The sequence below is a fragment of the Mycobacterium decipiens genome (assembly GCF_963853665.1).
GTDB classification, from domain to species: Bacteria; Actinomycetota; Actinomycetes; order Mycobacteriales; family Mycobacteriaceae; genus Mycobacterium; species Mycobacterium decipiens.
This window is the reverse complement of record NZ_OY970459.1, coordinates 791,625-809,500: the sequence shown is the minus strand read 5'-3', so window position 1 is coordinate 809,500 and position 17,876 is coordinate 791,625. Positions and strand designations below refer to the sequence as shown.

At 65.6% G+C, this 17,876-nt stretch carries 16 protein-coding genes, 1 tRNA gene and 2 pseudogenes; 12 read left to right on the top strand and 7 right to left on the bottom strand.

All coding sequences use genetic code 11. The annotated features are described in order from the left end of the window. The first annotated feature begins 29 nt into the window (after positions 1-29). Positions 30-1,061, top strand: coding sequence for an LLM class flavin-dependent oxidoreductase (locus tag AADZ55_RS03750; protein ID WP_085323545.1), 1,032 nt, complete (start codon positions 30-32; stop codon positions 1,059-1,061). 11 nt (positions 1,062-1,072) lie between these two features. Here AADZ55_RS03750 and AADZ55_RS03745 read toward each other — a convergent pair whose 3' ends face one another. The 4 genes from AADZ55_RS03745 to AADZ55_RS03730 all read right to left on the bottom strand — a co-directional run bounded on the left by AADZ55_RS03745 (position 1,073) and on the right by AADZ55_RS03730 (position 6,169). Continuing rightward, on the bottom strand, positions 1,073-2,506 hold the full coding sequence (locus AADZ55_RS03745) for a cytochrome P450 (protein WP_085323546.1): 1,434 nt from the start codon (positions 2,504-2,506) through the stop codon (positions 1,073-1,075). A gap of 665 nt (positions 2,507-3,171) precedes the next feature. After that, a complete protein-coding gene (locus AADZ55_RS03740) occupies positions 3,172-4,194 on the bottom strand; it encodes a methyltransferase (protein ID WP_085323548.1) in 1,023 nt (340 codons plus the stop codon). 80 nt (positions 4,195-4,274) lie between these two features. Then, on the bottom strand, positions 4,275-4,688 hold the full coding sequence (locus tag AADZ55_RS03735; protein ID WP_085323549.1) for a hypothetical protein: 414 nt from the start codon (positions 4,686-4,688) through the stop codon (positions 4,275-4,277). 38 nt (positions 4,689-4,726) lie between these two features. After that, on the bottom strand, positions 4,727-6,169 hold the full coding sequence (locus AADZ55_RS03730) for an amidase (protein WP_085323550.1): 1,443 nt from the start codon (positions 6,167-6,169) through the stop codon (positions 4,727-4,729). An 83-nt stretch (positions 6,170-6,252) separates the two neighbouring features. On the opposite strand from AADZ55_RS03730, the gene AADZ55_RS03725 reads away from it, so the two are divergent. The 4 genes from AADZ55_RS03725 to AADZ55_RS03710 all read left to right on the top strand — a co-directional run bounded on the left by AADZ55_RS03725 (position 6,253) and on the right by AADZ55_RS03710 (position 9,879). Beyond that, positions 6,253-7,638, top strand: a complete 1,386-nt coding sequence (locus tag AADZ55_RS03725; protein WP_085323551.1) for a WS/DGAT/MGAT family O-acyltransferase — start codon at positions 6,253-6,255, stop codon at positions 7,636-7,638. Between the two features lie 34 nt (positions 7,639-7,672). Next, positions 7,673-7,804, top strand: a complete 132-nt coding sequence (locus tag AADZ55_RS03720) for a hypothetical protein (RefSeq protein ID WP_278248558.1) — start codon at positions 7,673-7,675, stop codon at positions 7,802-7,804. 189 nt (positions 7,805-7,993) lie between these two features. Next, the gene (locus tag AADZ55_RS03715; RefSeq protein ID WP_165759333.1) at positions 7,994-9,568 is read left to right on the top strand and encodes a GMC family oxidoreductase; all 1,575 of its coding nucleotides are present in this window, start codon (positions 7,994-7,996) and stop codon (positions 9,566-9,568) included. Positions 9,569-9,627: 59 nt separating this feature from the next. After that, positions 9,628-9,879: an aldehyde dehydrogenase family protein gene (locus tag AADZ55_RS03710; RefSeq protein ID WP_242669979.1), complete on the top strand. Its 252-nt coding sequence runs from the start codon at positions 9,628-9,630 to the stop codon at positions 9,877-9,879. A 96-nt stretch (positions 9,880-9,975) separates the two neighbouring features. Here AADZ55_RS03710 and AADZ55_RS03705 read toward each other — a convergent pair. Further along, positions 9,976-10,061: transfer RNA gene (locus AADZ55_RS03705), tRNA-Tyr, on the bottom strand. Between the two features lie 69 nt (positions 10,062-10,130). Between AADZ55_RS03705 and AADZ55_RS03700 the strand changes: the two genes are divergently transcribed. From AADZ55_RS03700 to AADZ55_RS03680, 5 genes and pseudogenes are all read left to right on the top strand, one after another. Further along, on the top strand, positions 10,131-10,622 hold the full coding sequence (locus tag AADZ55_RS03700; protein WP_085323554.1) for a YajQ family cyclic di-GMP-binding protein: 492 nt from the start codon (positions 10,131-10,133) through the stop codon (positions 10,620-10,622). 79 nt (positions 10,623-10,701) lie between these two features. Beyond that, positions 10,702-11,211 (top strand): hypothetical protein, encoded by a 510-nt coding sequence (locus tag AADZ55_RS03695; RefSeq protein WP_119184885.1) that lies wholly within the window; start codon positions 10,702-10,704, stop codon positions 11,209-11,211. A gap of 8 nt (positions 11,212-11,219) precedes the next feature. Beyond that, positions 11,220-11,834, top strand: coding sequence for an RES family NAD+ phosphorylase (locus tag AADZ55_RS03690; protein WP_165759334.1), 615 nt, complete (start codon positions 11,220-11,222; stop codon positions 11,832-11,834). A gap of 73 nt (positions 11,835-11,907) precedes the next feature. Further along, complete coding sequence (locus AADZ55_RS03685) at positions 11,908-13,419, top strand: flavin-containing monooxygenase (protein ID WP_085323556.1); 1,512 nt, start codon at positions 11,908-11,910, stop codon at positions 13,417-13,419. A 57-nt stretch (positions 13,420-13,476) separates the two neighbouring features. Beyond that, a pseudogene (locus AADZ55_RS03680) lies at positions 13,477-13,884 on the top strand (GNAT family N-acetyltransferase); the annotation flags it as partial. On the opposite strand, the pseudogene AADZ55_RS23450 reads toward AADZ55_RS03680, so the two are convergent. Then, a pseudogene (locus AADZ55_RS23450) lies at positions 13,795-14,031 on the bottom strand (hypothetical protein); the annotation flags it as partial. The pseudogenes AADZ55_RS03680 and AADZ55_RS23450 overlap by 90 nt on opposite strands. 109 nt (positions 14,032-14,140) lie before the next feature. On the opposite strand from AADZ55_RS23450, the gene AADZ55_RS03675 reads away from it, so the two are divergent. Together AADZ55_RS03675 and AADZ55_RS03670 are read left to right on the top strand one after the other, a co-directional pair. Continuing rightward, positions 14,141-15,166, top strand: coding sequence for an NAD(P)H-dependent glycerol-3-phosphate dehydrogenase (locus AADZ55_RS03675; RefSeq protein ID WP_085323557.1), 1,026 nt, complete (start codon positions 14,141-14,143; stop codon positions 15,164-15,166). Between the two features lie 229 nt (positions 15,167-15,395). Then, positions 15,396-16,955 carry a SulP family inorganic anion transporter gene (locus AADZ55_RS03670; protein ID WP_085323558.1) on the top strand — a complete coding sequence of 520 codons (1,560 nt, stop codon included), beginning with the start codon at positions 15,396-15,398 and terminating at the stop codon, positions 16,953-16,955. 50 nt (positions 16,956-17,005) lie between these two features. Here the strand turns inward: AADZ55_RS03670 and htpX are convergent, their stop codons facing one another. Then, the gene (gene htpX / locus AADZ55_RS03665; RefSeq protein ID WP_085323559.1) at positions 17,006-17,875 is read right to left on the bottom strand and encodes a zinc metalloprotease HtpX; all 870 of its coding nucleotides are present in this window, start codon (positions 17,873-17,875) and stop codon (positions 17,006-17,008) included. Position 17,876: the final 1 nt, after the last annotated feature.

Sequence of the window (17,876 nt, the reverse complement as noted above, 5' to 3'; positions counted from 1 at the left end):
AGCGGCACTATCCAATAGAGTTTGGCTTCATGCGGTTGACGCTGTTCATCAACCCCGAGCACCCAGCTGGGGATCCGCTCGACATCCGGTTGGCCGAGCATGTGCAGCAGGTATCGACGGCTCGGGCCGCGGGCTATGACGGTGTGACCATCGGAACCCACCTGCCGTACGGCTCCGCGGCATGGCTGCCGCCGTTTCAGACTCTGGTGCACCTCGCCCCGGCCGCGACCGGCATGTCGCTGTCCACCTGCATGCTGGTGCTCCCCTATCACCACCCGCTGCAAGTCGCGGTCGACGGCGCGTTTCTCGATGTGGTGAGCGGCGGCCGCTTTATCCTCGGGGTTGCGGCGGGCTGGGCCCACGACGAATTTGCGTTGCTGGGCATCGACCGGGGCGAGCGTGTCGGGCGGTTCACCGAGTCGCTGGATCTGGTTACCCGCTTGTGGTCGCATGATCGGGTTTGCTTCGACGGCAACTACTATCGGGTCGAGGATTGTGCGCTCGCGCTGCGGCCCGTCCAGCGGCCACGCCCGCCGATCTGGTTGGGCGGCAGCGTTATCCGGTCCGTCGAACGGGCCGCTGAGCTGGCCGACACCTCGGTAGGCGACACCTGGGTGGCGTCATCGCACCTGACCGATTCGGTGATAGTCGACCAGGCGCAGGCTTTCAACGCACGGCTGGAGGTGCTGGGCAAGCCGCGGCCAACCGACTTTCCGCTGCTGCGCAACATCGTGGTGGCCGAAGACCGCGCCACCGCGCTCCGCGAGGCCGTGCCCTACCTGCAGGCCAGCTACCAGATCTTCCATCGCTGGGGATTGTTCACCGAGGTGGTTGGCGATCCGGCGGCGGCCAACGGTGTTCCCGAGCTGCTGGCGGGACGAGTGATCATTGGATCACCCCAGGATTGCGCCGAGGAACTGGTGCGGCTGGCGCGCGCAATCGAATTCACCCGGCTTGTCGCCAGGGTCCAATGGATGGGCATGGAGCACCGGATCGTATGCCGCACAATCGAACTGCTCGCGGGTGAGGTGCTGCCCATGGTGCAACGTGAGCTCGGCTGACGACGCCTCTCCTACCTGGGCGGCGCGGCGCTCGTTGGCGCCGTGTCGCTTTTCGCGGCCGGGCATTTCGGTGTCTGCGCCGATGACTCCGACGCTGACGGGACGTCCCGGATCGCCCGGGCAGTGATGCGCGCGCCGCGGCGGGGCACCCAGATGACGTGCTTCAGCTTCTGTTGTTCGCCGGCTGCCGTAGTGGTGCGCAACTCCACCCGGCGCAGGATTTCCCGCAGCACGACCCGCATCTCGACCATGGCGAAAGTGGCGCCGAGACAGCGGCGATTGCCGCCGCCGAACGGGAACCAGGTGGTCGGACTCAAGGTCGCGCCGACCATCCGATCGGGATCGAACCGGCCCGGGTCCGGGTACAGCTCCGCACTCGCGTGCACCAACCCGATCGCCGGAACCACCATGACGCCGGCCGGCAGCCGGTAGCCGGCCACCTCGACCGGCTCGGTAAGAACCCTGCCGACGTCGAACACCACCGGACGGATCCGCAACGTCTCCTTGACCAGCGCGTCGAGGTACTCGTCGCCGCCCGGATCACCCGCCACGCCGGCAGCTGCCGCCCGCACCGCCTTGGCCAGGATGGCCGGGTGGCGGGTCAGCCGCTCCAGCGCCCAGGACAGGCCCGTCGCGGTGGTGTCGTGACCGGCTACCAGCAAGGTCATCAGCTGGTCGCGCAGCTCACGGTCGTTCATCGCGCCGTCTGATTTTGCGATGTCTTCGTCGGCGGCGCGGATCAGCATGGCCAGCGTGTCGGTGCGTGCGGCCAGGTCGGGGTCGGCGCGGCGGTCCGCGATCTCGGCGTAGAGCAGCTTGTCGGCCTCCGCGATGCGCCGACTCAGCCGCCGCCACAACCGGTGTCGCTGCAGCTCCGGCTTGGCGAGTGCCAGCGTCTCCCACGGACCGACGTTGAGCAGCCGCGGCATGACCTTGCGTAGCGCCGCCAGCCGATCCGGATCGGTGGCGCCAATGACCGTCCGCAGGATCACCTCGAGGGTGATCTCAGACATTTTGGGCGCCACCGCGAAATCCTTGCCCACCGGCCACCGGGCGATATTGGCCGCGGCGATCTCGGCCATCAGCCCGGCCTGGCGCGCGACCGCGTCGCGATGGAATGGCGGCAACATCAAGCGGCGCCGGTCCCGATGCACGTCATCGTCGATCAACAGCAATGAGCTGTCCCCGAGCAGCCCGGCCAACATCGCGTTCGCTTCGCCGGCGTGGAAAACACTCGGATTGCCGGCGAACACCGTCTTGATATCCGCCGGATCGCTCAGATACACCATCGCGCCCACACCCGCGGCCCGCAGCGTGAACACGCTGCCATACCGGCGCTGACAGGCGAACAAAAAATGCGCCCCCCGGAACAAGATCAATGCGGCCTGCACCAATCGGGGCAGGCGAGGTCCGGGCGGCAGCGCGGCACGCGGAATCTTGCTCATGGACACGATTCTACGACCGGCGTTATCGCGACCGCGTGCACAGAATTCACGGACAAATTACCCGACGCCACGGGCATGCGCGCGAATGACAGGTGAAAAACAGCCGCAACACCAGGGCATCACAAGTCGAAGAAACGACGCATTGTTACCCGCATTGAAGCCCCCCGGTTGCCGAAGCCCGAGTTCGCGACCGCTTGGTTGACAGGGCTCGGCGTGCCTGCCCGGCGGCTCGACGTCGGCCATCATGGACATGGTGATGGGCAACCAGATCGTGGTCACCCGCGCAGGACCGGTCGAGATTCGCCACCCCTAACCGCGCGACGACGTCGCGGTCCCGCTAGCCTTCGGGCCCGCGACCCAGCCGATGACGGGGGCCGCCATTCGCCGGCTGGTAGCCAGTGATGCTGGGCTGAAGATCATGTCGAAGTCGTTATCACGGCTACCCGAGGATCGGTGGTGGCCGCAGCTGTCGCAGGGCGACCGGATCGCCACACGCGCCACGTTCAACGCGATGGAATCGGGCTACGGATTCCTCAACGACGTCCGCCAGGCCAGCCGCCGGCTGGGCTCCTACCGCGCTTACAACCAGTCGTGGTGTGTCATTGCGACATGCGCGGAACTTCGCCGAAACCATCCGGCACGCGCACCTGTACGAGTCGGCGGGGCTACCGATAGGCGACGGCCGCGCTGGAGCCGGCGGCGAGCGGGATGACCTCAAAGGACCGGAATCCGGCCGCGCCACACCACTCGCGGAAGTCGGCACCCGAGTAGTCGAACGCGTCGCCGAACTCGACGAGCATGTTCAGCGACATCATCAGTCCTTCGGTGTTCTCGCGCCGCGCGTCGTCGATCAACGTCTCGATCACGATGAATGCCCCGTCCTCGGGCAGCGCCTGGTAGGCCTTTTCCACCAGCTGCTGTTTACGGTCGAGGTTCCAGTCGTGCAGGATCTGGCCCATCGTGATGACGTCGGCGGCCGGCAGGGGATCGGCCAAAAAATCGCCGGCGACCGCCTGCACCCGTTCACCCAGCCCGTCGGCCGTCAGTTTGCGCCGCGCGATCTCGGTGACGGCCGGCAAGTCGAAGCTGACGCACTGCAGGTGCGGGTGAGCCGCCGCGACGATCCGCGACAGCAGACCATCTGCGCCGCCCACATCGCACAGACGCCGGTAGCGTTGGAACGGAAAGCGCTCGGCGAGTAGCTCAATATTGCGGCGCGATGCCGAGTCCATGGCGGCCATGAAGACCTCGAGCCGACGGGGATCGGCATAGAGCGCCTCGAAGAACGGCCGGCCGGTTCGCTTGACCTCGCTTTGCGCCTTGCCGGTCTTCAGCGCTTCGGTCAGATCCCCCCAGAACCGGTAGTTGCGTTCGTCCCAGATCTTCAATAGGCCACCCTGATACGCGGGGCTGGCCTCGTCCAGAAAGTGGGCTGTCTCAGGCGTATTGCGGTAGCGGGACCCGGGTCCATCACCGTCGCGCGCCAGCAAGTCCAGCGACACCAAGGCATCGAGGAAGTCTGTTGCCGGTCGTGTCACCAACCCGAGCCGTTCGGCAATGGCCTCCGCCGTCATCGCCTCTTTGCCGAGTTCGGTGAACAGCCCGAGTCCGACCGCGGTAAGCAGTACCTTCGACGGGCCGTACCCGGCGCCGATCGCCATGATCCGATCCGGACTCAATCGGTCCATCCGCTAGCCTCCCGAAATTGCTTGATCACCGGGTGCTCCACTACAGCCGTACCCGGCACCGTCTTTCGACCGAGAACCGATCACGTCGGCGGGCGCTCGATTCGCCAGGGCCCGTCGTCACCGTCGCGCACCAGCTTGATCTCATCGGTGCCGTCGTCGCGCTTGCCGTCGATTTCGATCTCGAAGTCGATACGCATGGTCGCCTTGCGGGTGCCACGCAACCGTACCGATCGGATCTTTAGCTTGCGAAATGTCCAGCCGCGCAAGGTCTCGAGCTTGCGCATGATGACATCGTCGTCGGGCCACAACAGGTGGCCGCCTAGGTCGTCGTCGCCTCGCATCAGTGCGGCGTAGAACCCGATGACCGCCGCCGCCGGATCGGCGTCACCCGGCGACATGTCGCCCGCCTCCGCCGGCGTCAACACGATGGGCGTCGGGTAATCAGCCCAGCCGTCATCGTCGCGTTCGCTGGTCGCCGGAATGGTCAACGGCATGGGGCAATGCTACCGAGCGAAGGAGCCCGCGCCGCGGATCATGGAATCGTCGGGTGATCGGACGACCAGGGATGGGCCGACTCCAGTTGGGCGGCAAGGCGGATGAGGACGTCTTCCCGCCCGTAGGCGGCGGCTAGCTGGATACCGATCGGGAGGCCGTCGGCGGTGCGGTGCAGGGGGAGGCTGATCGCAGGCTGCCCGCTCATGTTGAAGGGCGGCGTGAACGCGGCGAACTGGCCACCGCGGCGCATCGGCGCCGAAGGATGGTCGGGGTTGTTCTCGAACTCCGTTAGCGGTGGCGGCGGCTCGGCCACCGTCGGCGTGAGAAGAAGGTCCCAACCGTCGGCCCACCACTGCTGCAACGCGCGCCGAAACGCCCATACCGCAGCCTGAGCCGCGGCATAGTCGACGGCGGTCAACTCCTTGGCGCGCTCGATGACCGCCCAGTTCACCGGCTCGATGTCGTGGGCCGTCAGCCGCCGCCCGAGCGTTTCGCCGAACCCGCGCACCGCCATTGCCAGCTGCGTCGCCCACAGCGTCATGAACTTCTGGGGCAAGGCGGTATCGGCAAGACAGGTCGGCCACCCCGGCTCGACAACGTGTCCAAGCCCCTCCAGCATCGACGCCGCGGCACGCACCGCCGCGACGCAGTCCCGGTGCAGAAAGTCGCCGCGCGGATGGACGTCGAGCAGCCCGATGCGCAACCGACCCGGGTCGGCGCCGACCTCCGCGATGTAGGGCCGCTGCGGCGCGGGTGCGATCACGGTGTCGCCGACACCGGGACCGCACACCGCATCGAGCAGGGCAGCCGTGTCGCGCACCGTGCGGCTAACGCACAGTTCCACCCCCAGCCCCACCTCGGCGCGCGCCGGCCCAACCGTGATGCGGCCCTGGCTCGGCTTGAGTCCGACCAGCCCGCAGCACGACGCCGGGATGCGGATGCTTCCGCCCCCGTCGGAGGCGTTGGCGAACGGGACCATCCCGGCGGCCACCGCGGCGGCGGCCCCGCCGCTCGAGCCACCCGGCGTGCACTGCGGCGCCCACGGGTTGCGGGTCGGTCCCCAGGCCACCGGCTGGGTGGTCGGCAGGCTGCCCATCTCGCTGCTATTGGTTCGCCCCGCTACGACCAGCCCCGCCGCCTTGAACCGGGACACCAGGGTTGTGTCGGCGACGTCGATCTTGCCCGCTTCTTTCAGCGCCACATTGCCGTTGGACAACGTCTGACCCGCGAAGCTCGTATAGAGGTCCTTGAGCAGAAACGGCACGCCGCGGAACGGCCCCTCGGGTAGCGCTGGATCGGCGGCCATCGACCGGGCATGCTCGAACCACTCCATCACCACGGCGTTCAACGACGGGTTGGATCGCTCGATCCGCTCGATCGCCGCCGCGACCAGCTCGCTCGGCGTGACCTCACCCCTGGCCACCAGCGCCGCCTGATCCGTGGCATCCATCCACCGTGTCTCTTCGGCAAGAGAACTCATGCAATTGGGTCTACCACGAAGTCTTGACAGAACTGGGAACCGGAGATTATGGACATGAATAGCCAACAGGCGGGATTCCAACAATGGCAATGATCGCACCGCAGGACGCCGCATTTCTGATGTTGGAGTCCCGCGAACATCCGATGCACGTGGGTGCACTCCAAGTGTTCAAACTGCCGCGTGGCGCTAAACGTGACTACGTCGGCCAGTTGTTCGAAGAATCCCTCAAGTTCACCGAGCTGCGTCCGCTGTTGCGACAGCGGCCACGAACCCCGGTCAGCAGTATTGGCCAATTGTTTTGGGAGATTGACGATGACGTCGATCTGGACTATCACGTGCGGCCGTCCGCGTTGCCGGCCCCCGGCCGAGTACGTGAGCTGCTTGCCCTTGTTTCCCGGCTGCACGGGGGTCTGTTGGATCGGCACCGCCCGCTGTGGGAGTTCCACCTGATCGAAGGCTTACAGGGCCGTCGATTCGCGACTTACACCAAGATTCACCACTCGTTGGTCGACGGCGTCGCCGGGATGCGCCTGTTGACTACTTCGCTGTCGGAGGATCCAGACGCCACCATCTCGCCGTTCTGGGCCGCTCGCCCCCGTGGCGCCGAACCACCGCCCAACCCTGAAGATGAGGGCAATCTGGTTGGGAGACTGTTTAGTTCGATCAAGGCCGCAGGCGAGTCGGCAATCGGTATGGCCGGCGGCACCGCCAACCTGACCAAGCTGGCCACCGCGTTGCTGCGCGGCCAGCGTGAGGGGGTGTCGCTTCCGGCGCCGAAGACGATGTGGAATGCCCCGATAACCGGTGCCCGCAGGTTCGCCGCGCAATCTTGGCCCATCGAGCGGCTGAAGCGCGCCGGCGCAGCGTCCGGGGCGACGCTAAACGACATGGTGCTGGCCATGTGTGCCGGTGCGTTGCGCCGCTATCTTGAGGCAGCAGACGCCCTGCCTAAGCGACCGCTGATCTCGGCCATTCCGGTGTCGCTGGCGATGCGCGGGAAGACGTCGAGTCGCGAAGGCGGGAATGCGGTGGGATCGGTGTTGTGCAGCCTGGCCACCGACATCGCGGACCCCCGAGAACGGCTGGCGGCGATCCGCGCCTCGATGGAAACGGCGAAGGAAGCCATCGCCAACATGTCACCGACGCAGTTTCAGATAGCCGGTAGCGTGCTGATGGCAACGCCATTGACGCTTGGTGCGGTGCCCGGTGCGGGCGTCATCCCGCCGCTGTTCAACGTGATCATCTCGAACGTACCGGGCCCGCCGAACCCGCTGTACTGGAACGGCGCGCTGTTGGAAAGTGTCTACCCCGTCTCCATTCCGTTCGAAGGCCAGGGGCTGAACATGACCGTGCTCAGCAGTGCCGGATCGATGCATTTCGGCATCACGGGCTGCCGCCGCACGGTGCCGCACCTGCAGCGCCTCCTCGACTACCTGGAGGACAGTCTCGCCGAGCTGGAGACCACATGACGGCGCCTCGGCCGGAACGAAATATCGTCGAGGAGTGACGGATAGTCGTCGCGACGCCGAACTCGACCCCGAGTTCGATACGGCCGGCTGCAGCAACGAGATTGCCACCCGGATGGACGAACGACTGCCGAGTTGGCGTCGGCCGTCGGGCTTTACGCTGTCCTGAAAGCTCCATACTAACTATTTGCAGCCCAAGCGAATTCAACATGTTGTGTGTGGTGGCTCGAGACCGCGGTGGGATACGGAGACCGCACCGGCATACCAACTCCGGATGAAGTCCTGTGTCCCCGATAATTGGCGCTGGTCGACTCCGGCTGCGACGGTTCCAGCACGCCCAAACCGAGAGGAACTAGCAATGGGTTCGTACGATTACATCGTTGTCGGTGCAGGCTCCGCGGGAGCCGTGGTCGCCAGCCGACTGTCCGAGGATGCCTCCGTTCGCGTCCTGCTCATCGAGGCCGGCGGTACCCACCGGCACCTCAACGTGCGGATGCCGGCGGCTTTCCCAAAGCAGTTCAAGACGGCACTGGACTGGGAGCTCTACACCGAGCCCGAGCCCTTCCTTCAGGGTCGCTCGCTGTACCACCCGCGAGCCAAAATGCTCGGCGGCTGCAGCGCCATGAATGCGATGATCTACATCCGAGGCAACCGGGCCGACTTCGGCTCGTGGGCCAAGGACGGGGCCACCGGATGGTCCTACGACGATGTGTTGCCGCTGTTTCGCCGGTCGGAGAACAACTCACGTGGCGAGAGCACCTACCACGGTGGCGCGGGACCGCTGCACATTGAGGACCTCCGGTCCCCGAACGAGCTGAGCCACGCGATGGTAGAGGCGATGGTTGCCGCCGGCATCGAGCGAAACGACGACTTCAACGGCGCCGAGCAGCTCGGCGCCGGTTTGTACCAGATCAATCAGCGACGTGGTCGCCGTTGGACCACCGCCGACGGTTACGTGGCGCCCGCACGCAGGCGAGGAAACTTCACGGTTCTTACCGACACGCACGTCCTCGGCGTCCGCATCAGGCGGGAACGTGCCATCGGCGTCGACGTCGAACGCCGGGGTACCCGGGAATTCCTGTGCGCCGAACGGGAGGTCGTTCTGTCGGCTGGCGCATTGCACACGCCACAACTGCTGATGCTGTCGGGCATCGGGCCGGCCGACCATCTGGCACAGCAGCAGATCGACACGATCGTCGACAACCCCCACGTCGGCGCGCACCTGATGGACCACCCGCTCTACGCGATGAACTTCGAGACATCCGCGCGGGGCACCCACGCCGAGCCGCAGTCACCCCGGCAGCTGCTCAACTACTTTGTCCGCGGCCGGGGGCTGCTGACCTCCAACTTCGGTGAGGTCGGCGCGTTCTTCCATACCCGCGCCGGCGACCCGGCACCGTCGATGCAAGTGATCGGCGCTCCGGCCTACTTCTACGACCACGGTCAAGGCACGCACCATCACGCGGCCTACACCCTGTCACTCTCGTTGGTCGGTTCACTCAGCGAAGGTTCTGTGCGGCTGCGCAGCGCCGACCCGAAAGCGGCAGTCGCGATGACGTACAACTACTTCGCCGAACGCGCCGACATGGACGCCATGGTGGACGGGATCGAGCGGATACGCGAGGTGGTGGCCACCGCACCGCTGCGCGCCGTGACCGGCCCGGAGATCCACCCCGGTGCTTCTGCCGGCACCCGCGCCGAACTCGAGCAGAAGGTACGGCGCGAGGCGCAGCACACCTATCACCCATCATGCACGGCACGGATCGGTTCCGAGGCAGACGGTGTGGTCGACGCCGAGCTACGCGTGTACGGCGTGGACGGACTTCGCGTGGCCGACACCTCCGTCTTCCCGGTCATCCCGCACGGCAACACGCACGCACCCGCTGTGATGGTGGGCGAGAAGGCCGCCGATCTGCTCCGTGAAAGCCACTGAGCGCAGGGCCGAACACCGCTGCGCGGGCGATCGAGCTGGCCAACGACTCGACGTACGGCTTGTCGGGCGGCGTCTGGACCACGGACAAGGCGAAAGGCATGAGCCTGGCCCGCCAACTGAACTCCGGCTCGGTCAACGTCAATAACGTGGTGATGAACGTCTTGCAGTTTCCGGTGCCAATGAGCGGCTGGTCGGAATCCGGCGTCGGCGCCCGTAGCGGCGGCGCATCGGGAATCCGCAACTGCTGCAAGACCAAAAGCGTTGTCGCCGACCGTCTAGCGCCCAAGAAGGAGCTCTTCTGGTATCCCTAGACAGCACGCGCAAGCGCTGGTGGCGCGGCTGCTGGGTGCCCGGGACTGGCGACGGCGATGCCGGGGGTGACAACCGGGTGCGACGCGCACATCAACTGGTGGCAGGTACAGGATTCGAACCTGTGTAGGCGTAAGCCGACGGATTTACAGTCCGCTCCCATTGGCCGCTCGGGCAACCTGCCGCCTAGCAGGGTACAACGACCGGGTAGACAGAGCACAAACGGCTATCACCCAACGAAGGGACGGATCGGATGGCGGATTCATCGTTCGACATCGTCAGCAAGGTCGACCGGCAGGAGGTCGACAACGCGCTCAACCAGGCCGCCAAGGAGCTGGCCACGCGCTTCGACTTCCGCGGCACCGACACCAAGATCGCGTGGAAGGGGGACGAGGCCATCGAGCTGACCTCGTCCACCGAGGAGCGTGTCAAGGCGGCGGTCGACGTGTTCAAGGAGAAGTTGATCCGCCGTGACATCTCGATGAAGGCTTTCGACGCGGACGAGCCACAGGCCTCCGGCAAGACCTACAGGGTCACCGGCACCCTCAAGCAGGGCATCAGCGGCGAGAACGCCAAGAAGATCACCAAGCTCATCCGCGACGAGGGGCCCAAGAACGTCAAGACCCAGATCCAGGGCGAAGAGGTGCGCGTCACCAGCAAAAAGCGTGACGACCTGCAGGCCGTCATCACGATGCTGAAGAAGGCCGACCTGGACGTGGCGTTGCAGTTCGTGAACTACCGGTAGCCGCGGCGGTCACGCCGGACGGGGCATTCGTTTCGTGCAGTAAACTGATAGCGCACGAACTGAATGCAGGAGCACGGTCATGAGCCCCACGGTCGCCGAACTGGACGCAGCGAACCAGCGCGTTCGCGAAAGCGCGCGCGCCGTGGGCTCCGCGCTGTCGTCGGTCACGGTGTACACCGAGCCCGCGATCGCCCGAGCGGTGCAGGCCGAGCACAACGTCTACGCGCGCATCGAGGCCGAGTTCGGGATGCTGACCAGCACCGAGGCCGGTAAACGCATGGGGTCGCGGTCCAGCGCGCCGCGCAACCTGGCCACCACCGCACACCGCAACAAGGCGCTGGTCGCGGTCCGCTTGGGCAGTTACCGTTCCTACCCGGGGTTTCAGTTCGGACCGGACGGAAAGCCGCTGGCCGTCATCGCGCGGCTGCGTGAGGTGGCCCAGGCAAGCGGCTGGTCGGAGGCGGGCCTCGTGCAATGGCTCTGCTCGCCGACCACCTATCTGGCCGGGGACCGGCCGGTCGACCACCTGCGCACCGACCCCGACCGGGTGGTGGCGGTGGCGACGGAGGCGCTGGCCGTCTCTTGGTAAGCGGACCAGTGCGACGACCACCGGCCCCGTTCGACCCGGCCATCGCCACCCTGGCGGCGGGTCACCTGCTTTACCGGGTACTCTCCGCGACGCGCACCGCGACCGACTTCAATCCCGGATACGGCGCCCGGACCCGGTTCGGCTTCTTCGGCGACCCCACGGTGCCGATCATGTACGCCGCCGACACCGAGGACGCGGCGATCGCCGAAACGCTGCTGCACGATATCCCCGCCGCGGGCGGCCTGCTCCCCTACGACCAATACGCCGGCAAGGTCCTGGTCCGGCTGGAAGTAACGCAGGGGCTGCGCGTCGGAGTCCTGCACGGCACGGGGCTACGCCGCCTCAAGGTCACCGCCGCCGACCTCACCGCCAGCCCCGCGTCCAGCTATTGCAGCACGGTGCGGTGGGCCGAGGCGGCCCATGGCGTCGGGTTGGACGGGCTGGTGTGGATGTCCCGGCAATGCAATGACGCCAAGGCGTACGTCTTCTTCGGCGACCGATGCGCTCCGGCGTTTGTCCAAGACCCGACCCACGCCCGCATCTTCGCCAGCCCGGCGGATCAGATCTGGCTGATCGACCGGTGCGCGCCGCTACACGTCGACGTGCTCATGGAGCCTTCCTGACGGGCCTGCAGCGCCAGCCCACCGGCCGGTGCCTACGCTGGTCACGGATCCCAGACTGCAAGCGAGGTTCGCGATGAGCGTGACTCCCCAAGCCGCCGGCACCCACACCGGCTGCGTCGACGTCGTCATTGTCGGCGCCGGCATCTCGGGACTGGGCGCGGCCTACCGGATCATCGAGCGCAACCCGGCGTTGACCTATGCCATCCTGGAGCGCCGGGAGCGGATCGGCGGCACCTGGGATCTGTTCCGCTACCCGGGCGTGCGCTCCGACAGCAGCATCTTCACGCTGGCCTTTCCGTACGAGCCGTGGACCCGCGCGGAAGGCGTCGCCGACGGCGTGCACATCCGTGAGTACCTCGCCAACATGGCCCACAAATACGGCATCGACCGCCACATCCAGTTCAACAGCTACGTGCGCGCAGCGGACTGGGATTCATCCACCGACACCTGGACCATCACCTTCGAGCAAGACGGCGTGCCCAAGCAGTGCCGCGGCCGCTTCGTGTTTTTCGGCAGCGGCTACTACAACTACGACGAGGGCTACACACCAGAATTTCCCGGCATCGAACAGTTCGGCGGCACCGTCGTGCACCCGCAGCACTGGCCGGAGGACCTGGACTACACCGGCAAGAAGATCGTGGTAATCGGCAGCGGGGCCACCGCGGTCACGCTGATCCCGTCGCTGACCGACCGGGCCGAAAAGGTGACCATGCTGCAGCGGTCCCCGACCTACCTCGCGTCGGCATCCAGATATAGCAAGTTCGCTGCCATCGTTCGTAAAGCGTTGCCTTCCAGGGCTTCTCACTTGATCGTCCGGATGTACAACGCACTGTTGGAAGCGGTGTTCTGGTTCTTGTCCCGCAAGATACCGGTGTTCGTGAAGTGGCTGCTGCGGCGCACCGCGATCAAGAATCTGCCCGAGGGCTACGACATCGACACTCACTTCACGCCCCGGTACAACCCGTGGGATCAGCGGTTGTGCCTGATTCCCGACGCTGACCTCTACCTCGCCATCGCGGACGGCCGCGCCGGAGTGGTCACCGACCATATCGACCATTTCGACGCCACCGGAATCGCGCTCAAGGCCGGTGGGCACCTCGACGCGGACATCATCGTCACCGCCACCGGCCTGCAGCTGCAGGCGCTTGGCGGGGCCGCAATCAGCCTCGACGGCACAGAGATCAATCCGCAGGACCGCTTCGTCTACAAGGCACACATGCTCGAAGACGTGCCCAACCTATTCTGGTGTGTGGGTTACACGAACGCGTCCTGGACGCTGCGCGCCGACATGACGGCTCGGGCGACGGCAAAGCTGCTGGCGCACATGGCCGCTCATGACTACACCCACGCATCCCCACACCTGGGCAACCAGCCGATGGACGAAAAGCCGTCGTGGGACATTCAGGCCGGCTATGTGCGGCGGGCGCTGCACGCGTTGCCCAAGTCAGGCACCAAGCGGCCGTGGAATGTGCGACAGAACTACTTCGCCGACGCCATCGACTACCGATTCGACCGGATCGAGGAGGCGATGGTATTCGGCCGCAGTACCCGTGTACGCAGCGGTGCGCAAGTGGTTCACCCGTAGATTTCGGATGAAAGAGATCTGCGCGTTGTTCCCAGCCGCGGGATCTGAGGGTGGCGGATGCCAGGAAACGGCCGGCCGAAGTGTCAGTTTATCCGCGTTAGCATGGCTGCTATGACAATTCGGGCCGGTACCTTCACCGGTGCATTGGCGAAACCCGCCGACAACATCGTCACCGGGCCACGGGTGATGTTGCGCCCCCTGCGGCTCGCCGACGCCGACGCACTTTTCACCCAGGTCACCTCCGATCCTGAGGTGACGCAATACCTATCGTGCAGAACGCATTCCGACGTCGAGGAGACGCGACGCTTCATCATCGAGCTGTTCAAGGACGTCGACAATCGCGGCTGGATCATCGAGTGGCGTGGCACCGGTGATCTAGTCGGCTTGTGTAGCTGGATCCGGCCGGAGCGCGACTCCGTTCAATTCGGTTGCTCCCTCGCCCGCCGGTGGTGGGGGCGACAAATCATGTCCGAGGCGCTGGGCTTGTTTATCCAGGAGGCCGTCCGCGATCCCGACGTCCGCCTGATCGGCGCAGGATCCATGCTCGATGAATTCGCTCCAGCCGTACCCGTCGCGCGCCAGCGTGCGGACCGCCCGCAAGTCGAGCGGGGGAGCGGCACAGTTGAGCCGGGGCCTCGGGAGGTATTTCCGCCGTGCCGGCGCATGGCTGGCACTCCTACACTGCTTGGCCTGGGCCGGCTACCGCAATACGCTGAACCGCATGGCAGCCGACAAGCGCGAACCCAAAGTCGTTGTCCTCGGTGGCGGATCCTGGGGCACCACCGTGGCCTCAATCTGCGCGCGCCGCGGACCGACCTTGCAGTGGGTGCGTTCGGAAGCGACCGCACACGACATCAACGACAACCATCGCAATAGTCGCTACCTCGGCAACGACGTCGAGCTCAGCGAAACCCTGCGCGCCACCACCGACTTCACCGAGGCAGCCAATTGCGCCGACGTCGTGGTGATGGGCGTGCCCTCGCACGGTTTCCGGGGAGTGCTCACCCAGCTGAGCAAAGAACTGCGGCCCTGGGTGCCGGTGGTGTCTTTGGTCAAGGGGCTCGAGCAGGGCACCAACATGCGGATGTCACAGATTATCGAGGAGATACTGCCGGGTCATCCGGCCGGCATCCTGGCCGGGCCGAACATCGCCCGCGAGGTGGCCGAGGGCTACGCGGCCGCGGCGGTGCTGGCAATGCCCGACCAGCACCTGGCAACTCGACTGTCGGCATTGTTCCGTACCCGGCGCTTCCGCGTCTACACCACCGACGACGTCGTCGGCGTCGAGATGGCGGGTGCGCTCAAGAACGTCTTCGCTATTGCGGTCGGGATGGGCTACTCGCTGGGCATCGGGGAAAATACCCGCGCGCTGGTTATCGCACGCGCCTTGCGTGAGATGACGAAACTGGGTGTGGCGATGGGCGGGCACACCGAAACCTTCCCCGGGTTGGCCGGTCTCGGCGACCTGATCGTCACCTGCACCAGCCAGCGCAGCCGCAACCGCCACGTGGGTGAACAACTCGGCGCGGGCAAGCACATCGATGAGATCATCGCCTCGATGAACCAGGTCGCAGAGGGCGTCAAGGCCGCCAGCGTGATCATGGAGTTCGCCAACGAGTTCGGGCTGAACATGCCGATCGCCCGTGAGGTCGACGCGGTGGTCAACCACGGTTCGACCGTCGAGCAGGCCTACAGCGGACTGGCCGCCGAGGTCCCCGGACACGAGGTGCACGGCTCGGGGTTCTAGCCGGGTAGCGCACCGGAAAAATTTGCGTTCGATATGCACCTGGCGCGTCCGGTTGCCCTGACTCGGCTGCCCCACCTACCGTCGGACACGTTGCCCGGGCTTCCAGCCCGCAACTCCGCAGGTCGCGTGCATTCGCCTGTGTACCAACATGTTACGATAAAGTTACAAACGCAATATTGGGGCGGGATATCGGAACGTCCCCCGCTAGCAACTAACGAGGGAAAGACCGATGCGAGACATCGAACAGCTCGACGAGCCCGCTCTTGATCACCACGACCAGGTTGACCGGCGCCCTGCATTGTCACGAATCGACGAGTTGAAAACGGTTATCCGGCACGACTTGCCGTCATCACTAGTCGTTTTCCTGGTCGCACTGCCATTGTCCTTGGGGATAGCGATCGCGTCGAACGCGCCAGTACTGGCGGGCCTGATCGCCGCAATAGTCGGCGGGATCATCGGCGGAGCCATCGGCGGATCGCCGCTCCAAGTGAGCGGCCCGGCGGCTGGCCTTACCGTCATCGTCGCCGATCTCATCGCCGAGTTCGGCTGGGCATTAACATGTTTCATCACCGCTGTCGCGGGCATCATGCAGGTTCTGTTGGGGCTCAGCCGTGTTGCACGGGCGGCCCTTGCGATCTCACCCGTTGTCGTGCACGCGATGCTGGCCGGTATCGGGCTCACCATCGCACTTCAACAAACGCACGTGTTGCTGGGTGGAGAGTCTCATAGTTCGGCCTGGGTCAACGTCGTTGAGCTGCCTGCGCAAATTGTCGGCGCGCATAAGCCGGGAGTCATCCTGGGGCTGCTGGTGATCGCCATCATGGTCGCTTGGCGCTGGGCACCAGCCAAATTGGCGCCCATTCCCGGTCCGCTAGTCGCCATCGTGGTGGTCACCGTCGTCTCGGTGGTTTTGCCGTTCCAGGTGTCACGGATCGCGCTTGACGGTTCGATACTGAATGCACTGCAATTGCCGGCAATTCCGCACGGAAATTGGGGCGCCATAGCGATCGGCGTCATCACGGTCACACTTATCACCAGCGTCCAGAGTCTGCTAACTGCGGTCGCGACGGACCGGATGCACAGCGGACCACCAACCGAACTCAACCGCGAGTTGATCGGGCAGGGCGCCTCGAACATCGTGTCGGGAGCGATCGGCGGTTTGCCCATCGCCGGAGTCATCGTCCGTAGTTCAGCGAATATCAAGGCGGGCGCGAAGACCCGTGCCTCGACCATCTTGCACGGCTTCTGGGTCCTGCTCTTCGCGCTTCCGTTCGCGGGTTTGATCGATCAGATTCCTTCCGCGGCGCTCGCCGGCCTGCTCATCGTCGTCGGGATTCAGCTGCTGCAGCCAGCACACATCGAAACCGCGGTGAAGACCGGAGATTTCGCCATCTACCTGGTGACGATAGTTGCCGTCGTCTTCCTCAATCTCCTGCACGGCGTCGTCATTGGCCTGGTTCTGGCAATCGCGATGACTGTCTGGCGGGTGGTACGGGCCAAGGTGGAAGCCCATCCCGTAGACGACGAATGGCGCGTGATCGTCTCGGGCGCATGCACCTTCCTTGCCCTGCCCCGGCTGACCCGGGTGCTGACGTCTGTCCCCGAACGCGCAACGGTGAGGCTGCATATCGCGGTCAGCTACCTCGATCACGCTGCGCACCAGGCGATTACCGACTGGCAGCGACGGCACCACGCCACCGGCGGACACGTTCGGATCCACGGTGTGTTCGAGCGCGGCCATCGGACGCGCCGCCACACCGATGATCTAATCGACGCCGAAAGGTCCTAAGCCCCAGCCCGATTGCCGGTCAACGATAGTTCCACGGTAGGTGCGTTCGGTTACGCGCGATCACCCCGCGCCATCGCCTCCAGCCGGCGGATGCGGTCTTCGATGGGCGGGTGGGTCGAGAACAGCGACCCGATCCGCTCACCCGCACGGAACGGGTTGGCGATCATCAGGTGCGCCTGGCTGGCCAGCTGCGGCTCCGGCGGCAGCGGGGCCGCCTGCACGCCGCCCGAGATCTTGCGCAGTGCCGACGCCAACGCCAGCGGGTCTCCGGTCAGTACGGCGCCCGACTCGTCGGCCTGATACTCCCGGGATCGCGACACCGCCATCCGTACCACCGTCGCGGCGATCGGGCCCAGCAGCGCAACGAGAAGCAACGCAATGGGGTTGCCGTTATCGCGGTTGCCACCGAACATGCCTGCCCACATGGCCATGTTGGCCAGCGCGGTGATCACCGCTGCCAGCGCACCGGCCACGCAGGAGATCAGGATGTCGCGGTTGTAGACGTGGGACAGCTCGTGTCCCAGCACGGCGCGCAGTTCACGCTCATTGAGGATGCGCAGGATGCCCGTGGTGCAGCACACCGCCGCATTGCGCGGGTTGCGGCCGGTCGCAAACGCGTTGGGCGCGGCGGTGTCGCTGATGTACAGACGGGGCATCGGCTGGTGCGCGCTGGTGGCCAGCTCCCGCACGATCCGGTACATTGCCGGCGCCTGCAGCTCGGAAACCGGCTGCGCGTGCATCGCCCGCAAGGCCAGCTTGTCACTATTGAAGTAGACGTAGACGTTCATTCCGACCGCGAACAGCGCCGCCAGGAACAGCGCCGTCCTACCGAACAACGCGCCGACGACCACGATCAACGCGGACATGCCGACCAACAGCAGGAAGGTTTTCAGCCTGTTGGCATGTGGATGCCAGGTCATC

What these genes read in the sequence shown, in the direction of transcription:
- AADZ55_RS03750 (WP_085323545.1), top strand. Translation starts at nt 30, where the DNA reads ATGCGGTTGACGCTGTTCATCAACCCCGAGCACCCAGCTGGGGATCCG.
- AADZ55_RS03745 (WP_085323546.1), bottom strand. Translation starts at nt 2,506, where the DNA reads ATGAGCAAGATTCCGCGTGCCGCGCTGCCGCCCGGACCTCGCCTGCCC.
- AADZ55_RS03740 (WP_085323548.1), bottom strand. Translation starts at nt 4,194, where the DNA reads ATGGACCGATTGAGTCCGGATCGGATCATGGCGATCGGCGCCGGGTAC.
- AADZ55_RS03735 (WP_085323549.1), bottom strand. Translation starts at nt 4,688, where the DNA reads ATGCCGTTGACCATTCCGGCGACCAGCGAACGCGACGATGACGGCTGG.
- AADZ55_RS03730 (WP_085323550.1), bottom strand. Translation starts at nt 6,169, where the DNA reads ATGAGTTCTCTTGCCGAAGAGACACGGTGGATGGATGCCACGGATCAG.
- AADZ55_RS03725 (WP_085323551.1), top strand. Translation starts at nt 6,253, where the DNA reads ATGGCAATGATCGCACCGCAGGACGCCGCATTTCTGATGTTGGAGTCC.
- AADZ55_RS03715 (WP_165759333.1), top strand. Translation starts at nt 7,994, where the DNA reads ATGGGTTCGTACGATTACATCGTTGTCGGTGCAGGCTCCGCGGGAGCC.
- AADZ55_RS03700 (WP_085323554.1), top strand. Translation starts at nt 10,131, where the DNA reads ATGGCGGATTCATCGTTCGACATCGTCAGCAAGGTCGACCGGCAGGAG.
- AADZ55_RS03695 (WP_119184885.1), top strand. Translation starts at nt 10,702, where the DNA reads ATGAGCCCCACGGTCGCCGAACTGGACGCAGCGAACCAGCGCGTTCGC.
- AADZ55_RS03685 (WP_085323556.1), top strand. Translation starts at nt 11,908, where the DNA reads ATGAGCGTGACTCCCCAAGCCGCCGGCACCCACACCGGCTGCGTCGAC.
- AADZ55_RS03675 (WP_085323557.1), top strand. Translation starts at nt 14,141, where the DNA reads ATGGCAGCCGACAAGCGCGAACCCAAAGTCGTTGTCCTCGGTGGCGGA.
- AADZ55_RS03670 (WP_085323558.1), top strand. Translation starts at nt 15,396, where the DNA reads ATGCGAGACATCGAACAGCTCGACGAGCCCGCTCTTGATCACCACGAC.
- htpX (WP_085323559.1), bottom strand. Translation starts at nt 17,875, where the DNA reads ATGACCTGGCATCCACATGCCAACAGGCTGAAAACCTTCCTGCTGTTG.